Origin of the sequence: Acinetobacter sp. A1 (assembly GCF_012371315.1) — a bacterium.
Taxonomy (GTDB): domain Bacteria; phylum Pseudomonadota; class Gammaproteobacteria; order Pseudomonadales; family Moraxellaceae; genus Acinetobacter.
The window spans coordinates 1-15,235 of the sequence record NZ_JAAZQY010000014.1; the positions used below are offsets into that span (position 1 = coordinate 1).

14 protein-coding genes are annotated in these 15,235 nt (G+C 38.5%); 5 read left to right on the plus strand and 9 right to left on the minus strand.

Features of this window, described 5'->3' with window-relative positions:
* Positions 1-88 precede the first annotated feature (88 nt).
* Positions 89-550 (minus strand): DUF2147 domain-containing protein, encoded by a 462-nt coding sequence (locus HHA41_RS06790; protein WP_228284166.1) that lies wholly within the window; start codon positions 548-550, stop codon positions 89-91.
* Positions 551-963: 413 nt separating this feature from the next.
* Between HHA41_RS06790 and HHA41_RS06795 the strand changes: the two genes are divergently transcribed.
* The 4 genes from HHA41_RS06795 (at position 964) to HHA41_RS06810 (ending at position 6,016) form a co-directional block, all read left to right on the plus strand.
* Entirely contained in the window at positions 964-2,823 is a 1,860-nt protein-coding gene (locus HHA41_RS06795; protein ID WP_168418308.1) for an ABC transporter ATP-binding protein, read from the plus strand.
* A gap of 232 nt (positions 2,824-3,055) precedes the next feature.
* Positions 3,056-4,084, plus strand: a complete 1,029-nt coding sequence (locus HHA41_RS06800) for an AraC family transcriptional regulator (protein ID WP_168461103.1) — start codon at positions 3,056-3,058, stop codon at positions 4,082-4,084.
* Positions 4,085-4,155: 71 nt separating this feature from the next.
* Positions 4,156-4,530: a glycine cleavage system protein GcvH gene (gcvH, locus tag HHA41_RS06805; protein WP_168418306.1), complete on the plus strand. Its 375-nt coding sequence runs from the start codon at positions 4,156-4,158 to the stop codon at positions 4,528-4,530.
* A gap of 292 nt (positions 4,531-4,822) precedes the next feature.
* Positions 4,823-6,016, plus strand: coding sequence for an MFS transporter (locus tag HHA41_RS06810; protein WP_168461104.1), 1,194 nt, complete (start codon positions 4,823-4,825; stop codon positions 6,014-6,016).
* Positions 6,017-6,134: 118 nt separating this feature from the next.
* On the opposite strand, the gene HHA41_RS06815 is transcribed toward HHA41_RS06810, so the two are convergent.
* From HHA41_RS06815 to HHA41_RS06830, 4 genes are all read right to left on the minus strand, one after another.
* Positions 6,135-7,193, minus strand: a complete 1,059-nt coding sequence (locus HHA41_RS06815) for a 3-deoxy-7-phosphoheptulonate synthase (protein WP_168418304.1) — start codon at positions 7,191-7,193, stop codon at positions 6,135-6,137.
* Positions 7,194-7,674: 481 nt separating this feature from the next.
* Positions 7,675-8,850 (minus strand): acyl-CoA desaturase, encoded by a 1,176-nt coding sequence (locus tag HHA41_RS06820; RefSeq protein WP_168461106.1) that lies wholly within the window; start codon positions 8,848-8,850, stop codon positions 7,675-7,677.
* Positions 8,851-8,867: 17 nt separating this feature from the next.
* Positions 8,868-9,893 carry an FAD-binding oxidoreductase gene (locus HHA41_RS06825; protein ID WP_227592003.1) on the minus strand — a complete coding sequence of 342 codons (1,026 nt, stop codon included), beginning with the start codon at positions 9,891-9,893 and terminating at the stop codon, positions 8,868-8,870.
* Between the two features lie 243 nt (positions 9,894-10,136).
* Positions 10,137-11,252 carry an S-(hydroxymethyl)glutathione dehydrogenase/class III alcohol dehydrogenase gene (locus HHA41_RS06830; RefSeq protein ID WP_168461108.1) on the minus strand — a complete coding sequence of 372 codons (1,116 nt, stop codon included), beginning with the start codon at positions 11,250-11,252 and terminating at the stop codon, positions 10,137-10,139.
* 206 nt (positions 11,253-11,458) lie between these two features.
* Between HHA41_RS06830 and HHA41_RS06835 the strand changes: the two genes are divergently transcribed.
* The gene (locus HHA41_RS06835; protein WP_168461109.1) at positions 11,459-12,937 is read left to right on the plus strand and encodes a phospholipase D family protein; all 1,479 of its coding nucleotides are present in this window, start codon (positions 11,459-11,461) and stop codon (positions 12,935-12,937) included.
* 93 nt (positions 12,938-13,030) lie between these two features.
* Here the strand turns inward: HHA41_RS06835 and HHA41_RS06840 are convergent, their stop codons facing one another.
* The 4 genes from HHA41_RS06840 to HHA41_RS06855 all read right to left on the minus strand — a co-directional run bounded on the left by HHA41_RS06840 (position 13,031) and on the right by HHA41_RS06855 (position 15,129).
* Positions 13,031-13,621 carry a uracil-DNA glycosylase family protein gene (locus HHA41_RS06840; RefSeq protein ID WP_168418299.1) on the minus strand — a complete coding sequence of 197 codons (591 nt, stop codon included), beginning with the start codon at positions 13,619-13,621 and terminating at the stop codon, positions 13,031-13,033.
* A 34-nt stretch (positions 13,622-13,655) separates the two neighbouring features.
* A complete protein-coding gene (locus HHA41_RS06845) occupies positions 13,656-14,108 on the minus strand; it encodes an XRE family transcriptional regulator (protein ID WP_168418298.1) in 453 nt (150 codons plus the stop codon).
* Positions 14,105-14,314: a hypothetical protein gene (locus HHA41_RS06850; RefSeq protein WP_168461110.1), complete on the minus strand. Its 210-nt coding sequence runs from the start codon at positions 14,312-14,314 to the stop codon at positions 14,105-14,107. The genes HHA41_RS06845 and HHA41_RS06850 overlap by 4 nt, the downstream gene beginning before the upstream one ends.
* A gap of 104 nt (positions 14,315-14,418) precedes the next feature.
* Positions 14,419-15,129, minus strand: coding sequence for an SGNH/GDSL hydrolase family protein (locus HHA41_RS06855; protein WP_168418297.1), 711 nt, complete (start codon positions 15,127-15,129; stop codon positions 14,419-14,421).
* Between the last annotated feature and the right edge of the window lie 106 nt (positions 15,130-15,235).

Here is a 15,235-nt window from a genome sequence, read left to right on the forward strand (position 1 = left end):
AAGCTAACAAAGGAAAGCCACCTCTAATGGCTGCTTAACCTCTACTTTTAACTTCGGTTATTTATGGGAGGATTACCACTGAACTATATTAAAGTTTTTTCCACGTCATCGCTGTGGTGACATTTGCATGTTTGGCTTTACCAAATACTTTCATTTGGTTATTCGCCGTATTTAAACGCGCCTCAACTTTGTAAACTAGTCCATCATTTGGATCAAGCCATTGCCCTTGAGTAAATTGTTTTGGCGCTGAATTTGCAATTAATCCCTCTAAAGCCTGCATACCTTTAATTGGCTGATTCTTTAAAGCACCTTGGCATTTTGTACATAACCCTGCGTTACTTACACTTGCCGATGATAAATTCTGAGTAATTACGGCACTATATTGCAAAGATTTGGAGTTTTTACGAATCACAATTTCTGCAACATAGTAGCCTGTACGGTCATCAATGACTTTCCATGTACCAATTAATGGATCAAATGGCATGGCATTAACTGGAAAAATAAGCCCGAAACATAGTGCAATTGCACCTAAAAAGTTACGCATCATCATAAATATCAAATTAAGGAGTATAAACAGCACGCTTGTGCAAAATGGGCGCGATTATAGCAATTTATTCAAATTTAAAATAAATTTTTCATAAAAATTAAATATTTATTTGTTATGTGGTTGGTTTTATTTTACTAAAATTGTGATGTATGACTCTTTTTAAACATTTTATTTTTACTGGTTAAAGGATATTTGAATACTTATAGGCTTATTGCCTTGCAGTACTTTTAAGCAAGCTCATTTTAGCTTTCAACATTTAGCGCATTATGGCGTAAACTAGGCTTTCTTTTGATTTGAAAGTCAAAAATTAAAATTTGGCTTTACAAATACAAATCAAACTTTTGTTTTATTCAATTTAGTCTATTCATCTGCACGTTTTAGCTTAAATCTCAGTATTGTTAACAAGGTAAAGTCGCATGCTTAAGTGGTTCGAGAAACTTATAGATCCTTATCCAAATAAAGGTTTGACCGAACCCTTGCCAACCAAGTTTTTTCCTTTTGTTTGGCAAGCTGCTTCAGGCGTGCGTCCATATTTGCTGATACTGGTATTGTGTACAGCTGGGGCTGCTAGTTTTGAAGCCTTATTGTATGCAAAAATTGGCGATTTAGTGACATGGCTTAGCCAAAGCCAGCCAGATACATTTCTTGCACAACATCAGCAGAACTTAACTTTATTGTTTTTTATTTTATTGGCCAATATTTTCTTTGCCAGCGCACAATCTATCGTTAAACACCAAATATTGTATAGCGGCTTTCCAATGCGTTTACGTTGGCGCTTTCATAATTTAATGCTGCAACAAAGTCTGGATTTTTTCCATAACGATTTTGCCGGACGATTATCTGCCAAAGTCATGCAAACAGCTTTGGCAGTACGTGAGTTTTGGGTGATTTTGGGCGATATGCTCGCCTATGTCTTTATTTACTTTATTACAATCAGCATTGTACTTGGTGCAATTTCACCCATACTAATTCTACCGTTACTGGTTTGGTTAGCCTTATTTATTCTTGCAGCGACTTATTTTATTCCACGTTTAAGTAAAGTCTCGAACGAACAAGCCGATGCACGTGCAGTCATGACAGGACGTGTAACCGATGCCTATACCAATATTCAAACGGTAAAACTGTTTGCACATGCAGGCCGTGAAAGCCAATACGCCAAAGCGTCGATGCAAGAATTTATGGTGACCGTGTACAAACAAATGCGTTTAGGCGCTCAATATGAAATCAGCATCAATTTACTGAGTGTGGTGCTATATGTAGGAGTTTTGGGTACTGCAATTTGGCTCTGGCTCAATGGTCGTGCTGAGTTAGGTATTATTGCTGCAACTACAGCCATGATTCTTAAACTGAATAGTATTGCTGAGTTTATGATGTGGCAGACCTCTGCCCTGTTTGAAAATGTCGGAACCATCCAAGATGGTATGAAAACCCTTGGACGTCCAATCGCGATTCAGGACAAAGCCGATGCAAAACCATTACAAGTTGCTCAAGGTGAAATTCAGTTTAAAGATGTAAGTTTTGCCTATAACAGCAAAAATGTGATTGACCAGTTTAATTTAAACATTCGCGCAGGCGAAAAAATAGGAATTGTTGGGCGTTCGGGTGCAGGAAAATCGACCTTAATTCAATTATTGCTACATTTCTATCAGCTGAAACAAGGCACGATTAGCATTGATGGGCAGAATATTGAAGATGTCACTCAAGATAGCCTGCGTAAAAACATCGCCTTAGTTACCCAAGATACTTCATTGCTTCATCGTACCGTTGCAGAGAATATTAAATACGGTCGTCCAGAAGCGACAGATGAAGAAATGTATGAGGCTGTACGTAAAGCCAAAGCTGAAGAATTTATCCCACAATTGACTGATTTACGGGGCAAAAAAGGTTATGAAGCCTACGTGGGTGAACGTGGAGTAAAACTTTCAGGCGGACAGCGCCAGCGTATTGCAATTGCTCGTGTTTTCTTAAAAGATGCACCTATTTTAATTTTAGATGAAGCCACCAGTGCGCTAGATTCTGAAGTGGAAGCGGCAATTCAATCTAGTCTAGATGAGCTAATGCAAGACAAAACGGTGATTGCCATTGCGCACCGACTTTCCACTATTGCGCAGATGGATCGCTTAATTGTGCTCGATCAAGGACGTATTGCAGAACAAGGCACACATGATGAGTTAGTTGCTATGAATGGTATTTATGCGCAATTATGGCAACGTCAAACAGGTGGTTTCTTGATTGAACAAGATAAAATTCTAAAACCATCAGCTGATAAAAATTAGCATCTAAAGCATTATTTATCTTATTCGGGCTTTGATTAAATGCAGATGAATAGCATGAAGTCAAAGCCTGCTTTGTCTAACAATTTTCATAGAATTTCTTTAAATTTCATGCCAAGATGCAAAAGTCATCTGATTATATTTTCGGAGCTAACTCCTAAAAAAGAATGCTGAAAAATAGATGATGATGACGAACGCAAATTAAAATAAAACTTGCAAATGCAATGGAATATGCATGAAAACAATATCAACACGTCAGGAACAAGGTGTTCCTGGAGTATATGGCTTATTGGTTTTAGATGTTGTATCCCGCTGGGGATATAACGCAGATACCCTATTTGCACCATTTCAGCTAAACAGTGAAATGTTGGCAGCCCCTGAATTTCGAATTCCAACACCTGTTGCCAACGAATTAGTCAAACATGCCTTAAAACTGACTGGTGAAAATACGCTGGGCTATCATTTGGGCACACAAATGCGTATTTCCATTCATGGTTTTATTGGTTATGCCATTATGACTGCACATGAAATAAGTGATGCACTGGTATTGGCGAACCGTTTCATTCAGCTGCGTATGCCCTTTTTACAGCTATTTTTTTCGACCTTTGGAGAAAAAGCCAGCCTGCAGTTACAGTGTGATATTCACATGGAGCCTTTGCGCACAGAAATTGCAATTGCCTTAATGATTGGCATGATCACCATGACCAAAGCCATGACAGGCATGCAAGATTTTACAGGTGAAGTCGATTTTGACTTTCCAAAGCCAGAAGGCTTTGACCAATACATGGCTAAATTTCCCTATCATCAATTTCGTTTTGATCAACCTTATTTAGCACTCAGTTTTGATAAGCAATATCTTGGCTTAAAAATGATTAATGCAGATCCAATTGCCAGTCAAATTGCCATTAATCAATGTGAAGCAGAACTTTCTGCCTTGGGCGAACGTCGGCGTATTTCCATGCGTGTACGTGATATTTTGACTCATGCGGAACAACATTATTTAAGTATTGAGCATGTGGCTGACCATCTACACATGTCAGATCGCACCCTAAAGCGACAACTGGCTGCCGAAGGCACCTCTTTTTCAAATTTGGTGGATGAAGTGCGCTATCGGCATGCGACTTCGCTCTTGTCACGTACAGACTATACCCTAGAGCAAATTGCCGATGAGTTAGGCTATAGCGACGTGGCAAATTTTAGTCGTGCCTTTAAACGCTGGAGTGGACGCAGTCCGAGCAATTGGCGTAAAGATCCATATTTATAAACTTTTGTTTTTAGCAAAAAGCATGTATAAAACATGGCAAAAAGATTCGATACAATTTAAGGAGTTATCAAATGAATCACCCTGCAGACTTAAAATATGCAAGCACCCACGAATGGGTACGTATTGAAGGTGATTTGGTCGTCACAGGAATTTCAGACCATGCACAAGATGCTTTGGGCGATTTAGTTTATGTAGAAGCCCCAGAAGTTGGCCAACACGTTACTGCGGGTGATCAAGCTGGCGTAGTAGAATCTGTTAAAACAGCTTCAGATATTCATGCGCCTGTTTCTGGTGAAGTGGTTGAAGTGAATAGCAATTTGGAAGATGATCCTGATTTTGTGAATGATGAACCCTATGGCAAAGGCTGGATTTATAAAATCAAACCAGACAACATTGCAGATGTTGAAAAACTACTTTCTAGCGCTGAATACGAAGCTGGTTTATAAAATTTCAGTTACTCGTAACGGATACATAATTGAAAAATCAGCCTTAGGGCTGATTTTTTTATTCACACAATCTTAATTATCATATATTTATCTTATTGTGATAATTTGCCTATATAAAATTCAATAAAATTAAAGTTTTTCAATCGTATTATTAAATAACTGTACTTTTCACATAAGTTGTTTTATTCTATTTTGCATGATAGCGCTGTACTCTGTCTTCAATAACAAATCATCTGCATAACAATGTACGCACAGCGTGATCGCTCCCATTCACAAGCTATAGGTTATTCCCATGTCCTCCGTAAATGCCGAACATTTATGGAATAAGTCGTTTATTCTCTGCTTATTCAATAACTTGTTCTTATTCATATTTTATTTTGCGCAAACGACAATTCTGCCTATTTATATTGTGAATGAGTTGGGGGGCAGTCTGTCACAAGCTGGTCTTGCAATGACCCTGTTCATGCTCTCAGCCATTGCGGTACGTCCATTTAGTGGACTGATTATTGAAAAATTTGGCTATAAAAAGACCTTATATGTGTCTGAAATCCTGTTCTGTTTATGCAGCGTGGCCTATATTTTTGCAGATAATCTACAATTTCTTTTACTTTTACGCTTCTTACATGGAATTTGGTTCAGCATTGTCACTACGGTAACAGTACCTATTGCCAATAATTTTATTCCTGACAGCCGTAAAGGTGAAGGTATGGGCTATTTCTTGGTTTCAGTGAATTTGGGTATTGTCCTTGGGCCATTAATTGGTTTAAGCCTAATTCAATCCATTTCTTATGCCAGTATTTCAACCTTATTATCACTTAGTGTCTGGGTTGGCTTTGCATTTTGTTTAATGATTCCAATAGCGAATAAAAAAACTGATGTAGCACCCGTACCTAAACGTAAATTAGGCTTAAATGATTTTGTCGAGACAAAAGCAATCCCTGTTTCACTAATGGCAATGATGGTGGCATTTTCATACGCCAGTATTATGTCGTTTATTTCAACATTTGCAGAATCACGCCACATGCTGTCTTATGCCAGTTTATTCTTTGTGGTGTTTGCAATTTCAATGATGAGTTTACGCCCCATTACCGGCAAAATTTATGATCGCAAAGGGCCAAGTTATGTGATTTATCCTGCCATTACCCTTTTTGCTTTGGGTTTAATTGTGTTGAGCCAAGTGCAAAGTGTCATCGGTTTTATGTTTGCAGCTGTTCTAATTGGTGTAGGATTTGGTTCAGCTCAGCCTTGTTTGCAAACTATTTCAATTCAGCGCTCACCTAAAGACCGTATTGGACATGCGACTTCAACTTATTTCTGTTGTTATGATATTGGTATTGCCATTGGTGCTTTAGTTCTAGGCTTTGTGATTGCATGCTATGACTATACGGTTGCCTATTTGCTATGTGCTGTATTGACCTTTTTAAGTTTAATTTTCTATAAATTTGTGGTTGAAAAACCAAATAAATCTGTGGATGCTCATTCTTAATGTTTTTTGCTGAATCAAAACATTAGTGTATTGCATGATGTTGTTGCAGTATTTTTAATACACGTGTAAAACAAAACCCCTGAATAATTCAGGGGTTTAATGTTTGTGTCATATAATTTTAAGCTGTCTTGGCTAGATTTTGACAGCTTAAGTTTTCTGCAACTTCAAGTAAGAGTTGCTCTGTTTTATCCCAGCCTAGGCAACCATCTGTGACCGACTGACCATAAGTCATATCACAGGAAATTTTTTGATTACCATCGACCAAATGGCTTTCTAGCATGATGCCACGTACTTGAGTTTGCTCACGCTCTGCCACAATTGTACGTAATACCTGTGGTTGTAATTGTGGGTCTTTGTGACTATTGCCGTGGCTACAATCAATAATTAAAGCAGGCAACTGCCCTTTGCTTTTTGCTTTAATTTTCTCAATTTCTGCCAATTGGTAATTTGGACCTGAATTTGAACCACGCAAAATTAAATGTGCGTGCGGATTACCTTGTGACGCTAAAATTGACGGTAAACCAGATTGGCTCATGCCCATGAATTGATGTGGATGGCTTGCAGACTGAATTGCATCTAAAGCAATTTGAATAGAGCCATCTGTACCATTTTTAAAGCCAATGCTATATGGCATTAGGCTAGAAATTTCTCTGTGAATTTGAGATTCGCTGGTACGTGCACCAATTGCACCCCACGCCAGTAAATCATCAAAATAAGCGGTTGCCATTGGACTTAGAATTTCAGAAGCAATTGGTAAACCCATTTCTATAATTTGTAAGTAGAGTTCACGTGACTTTTCTAAACCTAGCTGCATATTGGCAGAGCCATCTAAGTCTGGGTCATACATAAAGCCTTTCCAGCCAACTGTAGTACGTGGTTTTTCGATATAAGCACGCATGACCAAAAATACATGATCTGAAATCTGGCTTTGTAATTGTTTTAATTTTTTTGCGTATTCAAGTGCAGCTTGTGGATCGTGAATTGAACAAGGTCCAGTAATGACCAATAAACGGGAGTCTGTACCCGCTAAAATATCTAGAATGGTTTGGCGGTGTTGTGCGACTTGCTGTTTTAACTCAATCGAAAGTGGAAACTTTGCTTTGAGTTGTTGCGGTAAGCTTAAACTAATTTCTGAACTGTTGTGCTGTTGTTGTAAAGCAGTATTTAAAGCATTCATTGGTTTGTTCCTTTGGACTGTGTTTCTGTTTACAGTCCGATCATTTATTTCAGCGTTATGGGTCTAATCGTTTGTAAGGTTTGAGTCATAAATTGACTAAAGTAAAACCAATAAAAGTTGCCAAAGTATGAATAATTAAGGTTATACATATTTTTCTCCAAAAAACTCATAAAAATCAAAATGAAATCGCAGGCATAAAAAAACCTGATCAGGGTTGCCGATCAGGTATCAACTGGTGGGCAACCTTTTTTGCCCGAACGCATCTCAGGCAATCATTTAAACTGCCAAAAGTAATAGTATGCGTTTACGATTAAAGGTTGCTTCAACATCTTGATTTCATCAAAAAATGAACTGTTAAAATTAAAATACGCTGTATTGTTCAGTTTGGCAATGCTTTTTCAAAAATATTTAACCTATATTTTTAATCCAAATTTGCCAACTGATAAGACTCCTCCTAAGTCTTTTCAGTGTATCTATGCTGTTATTTTTTAAACCACTGCCCTATTTTTTGTCGGGCCGTTTGTTGTATTGCTGCTTTAGCAAAACGCAACTGCTCAGATAAATCTTCTGCATTGGGTAAAGAGCATTTTGCTAAGCGTATCCAGACACTGGCAAATTGCTGAGTAAAACTGGCTTCGTTGTAGTGAATACCGTATTCTGCACAAAGTGCTTTTACCTTAGGTGCAGCTTCTGCATAGCGGTTTGCAGGCATATCTGGAAATAAATGGTGCTCAATTTGATGGCTTAAATTACCACTTAAAATGTGTAACCACGCTGTGCCACTGAAATTACTAGAACCTCGAATTTGGCGTAAATACCATTCAGCTTTAGTTTCATTTGCAGTGTCATCTGCTTCAAAATTCTCGGCATCTTCAGTGAAATGTCCATTAAAAATCACCGCCGATGCCCATACACTGCGTATGATATTGGCGACCACATTACCCGCAAAAACTGGCAGTGCATTTGGCCCTGCAATAAGCGGGAAAAATACATAATCTTTCACAACCTGACGTTTTATTTTTTTACGAACATCACGTGCTTCATGCCAAACCTCACGCCATGTTTTTGTTTTATAGACTAAAACATCTTCTAAATGTAGTCGCTGAATACCCACATACCATTCAAAAAACAGCATCAGTTGAATCGCCAGCGGAATATTGAACAAAAAGCGTGGTTCCCAAGCCTGGGATTCACTCACACGTAGTAAGCCATAGCCGACATCATGGTCTTTTCCGACAATATTGGTGTAGGTGTGATGAATATAATTGTGGGTATATTTCCAGTCATCGCCCGTGGCAATGGTATCCCAGTCATAATTGGCACCATTCAAATGAGGATCGTTCAACCAATCAAACTGACCATGCATGACATTGTGTCCCAACTCCATATTTTCAACAATTTTGGATACGCCCAGCAATGCCGTCCCAAGCAACCACACAGGTGGAATCCAGCCTGCAAACATGAGCAAACCACGTGAAGTGATTTCACTATATCGCACAAAATTACGAATTTTATAAATATAAGCTGCGTCTTTTTCATTGAGACTTTGCATTATCTCTCGTCGAATTTCTTCAACTTTGGCACCAAATTCTTCAACTTGTGCAGCATTTAAAAATCGGGATTTACTATTTTCATTAAAATATACGGGCTTATTCATTGTTATGCCTCACATTTTTATAAATTGATGGTGACAGGAGTTAAAGCCTGCGAAATGCATAATTTGATTTGAGTATTGGGCTCATGGCTCACTTCACCCGTGAGCATGTTTTGCACGCTTCCATTGAGTTTGGTACAGGAACAGGTATTGCAAACACCCATACGACAGCCACTTGCAGGTTTTAATCCTGCATGTTCTGCACTGTCCAATAAACTACCTTGAGCCATAAAACTTTGTTGAGCACGTAAAAACTGTACGGGTTGTGCTGTAATGTTTTCATTTGCTCTGAACTGAAAAAATTCAGTTTTTAATTGAGCGAATATATCTAAGTCTTGATAGATTTGCTGCGCACTTTTCATCAAAGCTGCGGCACCGCAGGCATAGCACATCCGCTGCTGAAAATCTGGAATATACTGCTGAATCAGTTCAAGCTGTAAGTGTTGCTGTTGCTGAGTCGTATTAAAATAATGCAATTTAAATTGAGGATACTGCTGAAGCAGTGAGTGCAACTCTGGAAGATAAGCATCATCGCGACTGAAATAAATCAAATCTAAACTTTGAGTGCTTTTCTTTAAGTGCTCGACTGCGAGTGCATAAATTGCGGTAATGCCGCTGCCCGAAGCAAGCAATAAAGTTGCCTGTTTGTGTGCAGATACATCTAGTATAAAGTCACCTTGCGCTTGTGAAATTTCCAGCACATCACCACGTTTTAAATTACATAGTGCATGTGAAACTCGACCTTGCTTTTTTACTGCAATGACGACATTACCCTGCGCTGTAATTTCTACCACAGAATAGCTGCGTTGCTGGCGGACACCTTGCAAAGTCAGCGTAACTAAAATACTTTGACCTGCACGTACATTGTTTTGCTTAAAGTTCTGATTAGGCCGAAGTTTAAGCTCAACAAAATCATCACTTAAATTACGTTGTGAGATGAGTTCTGCTTTGACTTTTTTCCATGCCCAAGTGGGATGAACTTTTTCTGCTATAAAATCGATAAAATCTTCACGAATCCATTCGGGTTGATAGGCTGTAATGCTCATGTTCATTCCCCTTGCGATAATGTTTTTAATTAAAATACAAATGTTCTTTATTTCTTGATTGAAGATAAAACTTGAGGTTTGGCTGCACCATGTCATTACAGGACAAAGCCGTGTCTTTAGAATTTTATTATGTGTTTTTGTCTAACAATTTAAGGTGGTGGGGACGTTAGCTGAACTTAAAAACTTAATAAAAAAACCGAGCCTAAGCTTGGTTTTGATGTTTTTATTTATTGAATCAAAATGTTATTCATCAAAATGAATTACACTACGAATTGATTTACCTTCATGCATCAAATCAAAGGCTTCATTGATTTGTTCAAGTTTCATGGTATGGGTCACAAAAGGTGCCAATTGAATATCACCACGCATGGCTTCATTTACCATTTCAGGAAGTTGTGAACGACCTTTCACGCCACCAAATGCTGTACCTTTCCAAGTACGGCCTGTAACCAACTGGAATGGACGGGTTGAAATTTCCTGACCCGCACCTGCAACTCCAATAATAATTGACTGCCCCCAACCACGGTGTGCACACTCCAAAGCCGAACGCATGACATTGGTATTGCCAATACATTCAAATGAGTGGTCTACCCCCCAACCTGTTTTTTCAACAATAACTTCCTGAATTGGGCGGTCATAATCTTTAGGGTTTAAAAATTCAGTTGCACCAAATTGTTCTGCCAGTTTGAATTTCTCAGGGTTAGTATCAATCGCAATAATACGGCTGGCTTTGGCTTTACGTGCACCTTGCACGACAGCTAAGCCAATTCCACCTAAACCAAACACTGCAACGGTATCGCCTTCTTGGACTTTGGCTGTGTTTTTAACTGCCCCCAAACCTGTCGTTACACCACAACCCAATAAACAGACCTGTTCGTGATTGGCTTCAGGGTTAATTTTAGCCAAAGAAACTTCTGCAACCACAGTATATTCACTAAAAGTTGAACAGCCCATGTAGTGATAAATTGGCTGCCCGTTATATGAAAAACGTGTTGTTCCATCGGGCATGACACCTTTACCCTGTGTAGCACGGACTGAAACACATAAGTTAGTTTTACCTGACTTACAGAATAAACACTCACCACATTCTGCGGTGTATAGTGGAATCACGTGATCGCCAGGTTGTACACTGGTCACACCTTCGCCTACTTCAACAACAATTCCTGCACCCTCATGGCCTAAAACTGCAGGAAAAACACCTTCAGGATCATCACCCGATAAAGTGAATGCATCGGTATGACACACCCCTGTATGGGTAATTTTGACCAAGACCTCACCTACTTTAGGCGGAGCAACATCAATTTCAACAATTTCGAGTGGTTGACCAGGGCCAAAAGCGACGGCTGCACGTGATTTCATGAGCACATTATCCCTAAAAAATTTGATTAACAGATGACTAACAGTATCCTCTTTCTATTGCGCGTTTCAAGCATTAACATGAATAGAATATCAACGTATAACAATATGCTAGAGAAGACTTAAGAATAATGACGCAAACCCCAACACAGTACAGGCTTGGGATATTGGCTTTTGCAGCTATTTTACTGACAGGATGCAGTTTGCCTATGAATCAAGCAAGTAAAGATAGTCCTGTAGAACACTATGTAGATCATTGGCTAAATGGCAATGAAATTGATGCACATTTGGCCAAAAATCTCACTGCTTATTTGGCACTGAACGATGCGTTCAGTAGTATCGCCTCGCGTTTATACTTGATTCAAAAAGCACAGCATCATTTAGATTTACAATATTATATTTGGGAAGATGACTTAATTGGTCAGCTAATGCTGGCTGAACTTTTAAAAGCTGCAGATCGCGGGGTAAAAGTACGTTTATTGATTGATGATCAAAACGGTACGCAACTTGATTCGACCTTAAAAAGACTGGTTCAGCATCCTAATTTTGAAATTAAAATCTTTAATCCCTACAAGTTTCGTAATATTCGCGTCTTGGATTACCTGTTTCGATTTAAGCAGATTAACCACCGGATGCACAATAAACTGATTATTGCCGATGGCGCGATTGCCGTTACAGGTGGCCGTAATATTAGTCGTGAATATTTTGATGCCAGTGAAAACTTCCAATTTACCGATATGGATATTCTGTTTTATGGCAGTGCAGTCCCACAGGCCAATGCTGTATTTTTAGACTTTTGGAATGATGAATTAAGTTATTCAGTGCATCAGCTACTCGGTGCAGGCAGCGCAGTTCAACTTAGAGAATTGCGTAATCTTTATGAACAAAATGCAAAATATAAAGATAAGATTCGTGAACGGGTTGCCAGTGCGCAAGAAGAAGTCAGCATTAAATTGGAACAGCACCCTGTACAGTGGGTGAATGCACATTTTGTGGCGGACTCTCCGAATAAAATTCGTGGCAATGCTGAAACTGAGCAACTTATTTATCAGCAAATGCTCAATATTATGGGCGAACCCAAACAGCATTTGGAATTAGTTTCTGCCTACTTTGTTCCAACCGAAAAAGGCATGCATGCCCTGACCAATTTAGCGAAAAATGATATACAAATTCGGGTGCTTACCAATTCTTTTCTAGCTAATGATGTGCCCTTGGTACATGCGTTTTACCAGAAATATCGGGTAGATTTACTCAAGTCAGGTGTGCAATTATACGAATTTAAACCCTATATAGAGCGCAAAAGAAGAACTTGGTATGAAGTTGCAACGGGCAATGTAATTCCCGCCAAAGGTAAAAATGCTTCAAGTTTACATGCTAAATTCTTTGATATAGATGGTATGGTATTTGTAGGTTCTTTTAATTTTGATCCACGCTCTGCCAATTTAAATACTGAGGTCGGTTTAGTTCTAGAGTCAGAACAGCTTCAAAATGATGTTTCTCAATCTTTAGACCAATACTTACCGCAAATTGCCTATCAACTCAAATTAAATGAAGATGATGAACTGATTTGGTTAGATCACCAAGCCGACGGCAGTGTTAAAACCTATACCCATGACCCCGAAACCACAAAGTTCCAACGTTTTATGATGCATGCAATCTCTTATTTACCCATTGAATGGATGATGTAATGACATTGTAGTGTCTTTTATAGAGTCTAATAAAATACGTATTGATTGTGGATACCAATCACAAGATTAGTTAATATTAATATCAAAAGTTACTTATAGTAAGCCGATTTCTTTAAATAAGCTTAAATAGGCTTCTGCCTTTTTCTCTAAAGCCAAAGGATAAGCGCGTGATGAAGATGGCATGCGGTATAAACGTATCTCACGATTAGCCAAGTAACTTTGTGTCGACTGCCCAATCTGAGGTTTTTCTGTTTCTACTGGCATTGACTGCATGAGGGTATCTGTAGCTTTATCACCTGTAGTCATAATACTGCGGCATTCAGGCATCTGCTTTAAAAGTGCTGCAATATCCATATTTTGATGAATCTGCAAAAACTTATCGGAAGCATTGCCCTTGAGTCGAATCACCTGTTGCGCCGTATCAGAAATAGCGATTCCTGTTGCATTTAAGAACTCAATAATTTTATTTAAATGAAAGTTTTTATGTTCTAAATCTAAAAAATAGTTTTTATCTTGAAAAAAGCATAAACCAAAAATTCGCCACATATCGTTTTGATAATTCGGATAGTAAAAATCCATTTTCCAGCGGCTTTTTGGCGGAGGAAAACTACCCAACATTAACAGCTTAGCATTGGCGGGTAAAAAGGGTTTAAGCGGATGGGTTTCTATTTTGGAATCAGTCATTTATAGATAAAGTGTTTTATATTTTCAAATTCAGCTAAGACATTACTGTGCGGGCAACTTCATAATGGTTTTTATGTAATTTCCCTTGATTGAATAACCAGGTCGCAACTTCTGGCCAGAAGTACATGGCAGATTTAGATGCAAGCCCATACATAGGACGTGGAAAATTACCATCTCCACGTTTATTTTGAGCATATAGAGATAATGCTTGACGAGTCATACCCGCACGTTCAGCCATTTCGGCCAAAGTAGAATATCCTTGCTCTTCCACAATCAAATCATGAAATCCTAATGAGCGAATATCGTTTAAAGCAGAGCTAACAGCTTGTTCTGCATTGTCAGCTTCACGATCAAATTCAAGATAAATTGTATCGTTATAGCTACAAAGTAATGCATCATCACAACCCGCTTCAAAAAATTTATCTTCTAGTTCGGATAGATTAGCACGTGCATCACGTACCACAACGGTAAAGTGATAGTTATTCATAGCTCATCTCCATTACATTGCTTTAGCTTACGCAGGATTTGCTTTGCATGTGTTTCAGGATCTTTAGGTGTGCTCCACACACTCATTTGATGTTCCGTATGACCTAGGATAAAATGCATGTCCTGACTTGCCAGAGTCGACAACATCCCAACTTCAACAGCATAGTCAATCGCTTCGCGAATATGCTTATTGGGATGTTTCTTCATTTTTCCACCTTTATCTATTTTTTAACTATAGTATCATGTTGACCAATGTCAACAAAAGAATTATCAAAAAATTACCTGAATTTATACTTAGTATTACATCTATTTTAAAACCACGCTAAAACCCTATCCGCAACGTCTTTCCCCCAAATTTTATAAATTTCTTTACTCGGATGAAAACCATCTTTTGCCATTTCTAGATTCATGGACTGATATTTCTGAATATCGTATTCGATCCACTGCATAGCATCGTGTTGTGCAACAAATTGGGCTAATTTTTGATTCATTTGCTGTGCATATTGACCAAATAACCATGCCAAAGGGTTGGGCAATGCTGGAAATAAATGCATTGGTGGTACGCCTGTTGCAATAATCAATTCAGGTTGAAATTTATCCTGAATTAACTGATAAAACTGCTGTTGTTGCTTTATCCATTTTTGTGCAGACATGAGTTTAGTAACATCATTCACACCAACTGATGTCACAACGACGTCATATTTTTGATTGCTAAGTTTTTGTGTTTGATGAATAACTTGTGCTGTATTGTTACCCGATTGTGCTTCCAAACACCAATGCAGCTGATATTGATGTTTTAACTCAGCAATCATTGCACCGAGTAAGGCATCTTGCTGATGTTCTACGCCTACACCCGCAGCAGCGGAGTCGCCTAAAATTAATAATGACAGTGGTCGGCCTTGCCCTGTAATACCCTTACGCTCACCTGAGGGTTCGGGCAGCCTTATAGTATTTTTCTTCACTCTACTGCCCTGTATTACTAAGGCTGGAATTAAGGCAAGGGTTGCCGTTTTTAACCACATACAACTTTCACTCTAAAAGACAAAGGCAGTAAAACTAAAAAGTAAACGCTCAAATATAAAAATAGCACCCCATCATTTAAAGTGAGTCATGTATAACTCATCATCT

Excerpts from the sequence above, each read along its gene's own strand:
- HHA41_RS06820 (WP_168461106.1), bottom strand. The coding sequence starts at position 8,850 with ATGAATAAGCCCGTATATTTTAATGAAAATAGTAAATCCCGATTTTTA.
- HHA41_RS06790 (WP_228284166.1), bottom strand. The coding sequence starts at position 550 with ATGATGATGCGTAACTTTTTAGGTGCAATTGCACTATGTTTCGGGCTT.
- HHA41_RS06800 (WP_168461103.1), top strand. The coding sequence starts at position 3,056 with ATGAAAACAATATCAACACGTCAGGAACAAGGTGTTCCTGGAGTATAT.
- HHA41_RS06795 (WP_168418308.1), top strand. The coding sequence starts at position 964 with ATGCTTAAGTGGTTCGAGAAACTTATAGATCCTTATCCAAATAAAGGT.
- HHA41_RS06845 (WP_168418298.1), bottom strand. The coding sequence starts at position 14,108 with ATGAATAACTATCACTTTACCGTTGTGGTACGTGATGCACGTGCTAAT.
- gcvH (WP_168418306.1), top strand. The coding sequence starts at position 4,156 with ATGAATCACCCTGCAGACTTAAAATATGCAAGCACCCACGAATGGGTA.
- HHA41_RS06840 (WP_168418299.1), bottom strand. The coding sequence starts at position 13,621 with ATGACTGATTCCAAAATAGAAACCCATCCGCTTAAACCCTTTTTACCC.
- HHA41_RS06855 (WP_168418297.1), bottom strand. The coding sequence starts at position 15,129 with ATGTGGTTAAAAACGGCAACCCTTGCCTTAATTCCAGCCTTAGTAATA.
- HHA41_RS06835 (WP_168461109.1), top strand. The coding sequence starts at position 11,459 with ATGAATCAAGCAAGTAAAGATAGTCCTGTAGAACACTATGTAGATCAT.
- HHA41_RS06810 (WP_168461104.1), top strand. The coding sequence starts at position 4,823 with ATGTCCTCCGTAAATGCCGAACATTTATGGAATAAGTCGTTTATTCTC.
- HHA41_RS06830 (WP_168461108.1), bottom strand. The coding sequence starts at position 11,252 with ATGAAATCACGTGCAGCCGTCGCTTTTGGCCCTGGTCAACCACTCGAA.
- HHA41_RS06850 (WP_168461110.1), bottom strand. The coding sequence starts at position 14,314 with ATGAAGAAACATCCCAATAAGCATATTCGCGAAGCGATTGACTATGCT.
- HHA41_RS06815 (WP_168418304.1), bottom strand. The coding sequence starts at position 7,193 with ATGAATGCTTTAAATACTGCTTTACAACAACAGCACAACAGTTCAGAA.
- HHA41_RS06825 (WP_227592003.1), bottom strand. The coding sequence starts at position 9,893 with ATGAGCATTACAGCCTATCAACCCGAATGGATTCGTGAAGATTTTATC.